This window comes from Desulfosporosinus sp. I2, from assembly GCF_000960765.1.
Taxonomy (GTDB): Bacteria; Bacillota; Desulfitobacteriia; order Desulfitobacteriales; family Desulfitobacteriaceae; genus Desulfosporosinus.
Map to the genome: position 1 here is coordinate 1 of NZ_JYNH01000334.1, position 297 is coordinate 297.

The window sequence follows — 297 nt, forward strand, 5'->3', positions numbered from 1 at the left end:
CGTTTCGAAGTGACTACTTTCGACTTTTACTAGATTATTTCTCTATGCAGTTTTCAAAGAACAGGGACGTTCTGAGTGTCACCGGAGCCAAGGATGGCGGGAGGTGACCAAAGAACATGTCAAAAATAGTAGGATTGCCAGTCCAGCATTTCTGCTTTTCCTTCTCAATCCCATGTGAGTGAGTTTCCATTTTACCGAGTTTCTCAATTCCCTGTTCGCGCAGCGAATTTTCATTCGAACCACGAACCACGAATATCGAACTACGATTATCTGGTCTCTCAAAACTAAACAACAGCT

The 297-nt window shown here is 43.1% G+C and carries 1 protein-coding gene; it reads right to left on the reverse strand.

Features of this window, described 5'->3' with window-relative positions:
• Positions 1–34 precede the first annotated feature (34 nt).
• A partial coding sequence (locus UF75_RS29735; RefSeq protein ID WP_207642513.1) for a hypothetical protein occupies positions 35–297 on the reverse strand: 263 nt, incomplete at its 5' end.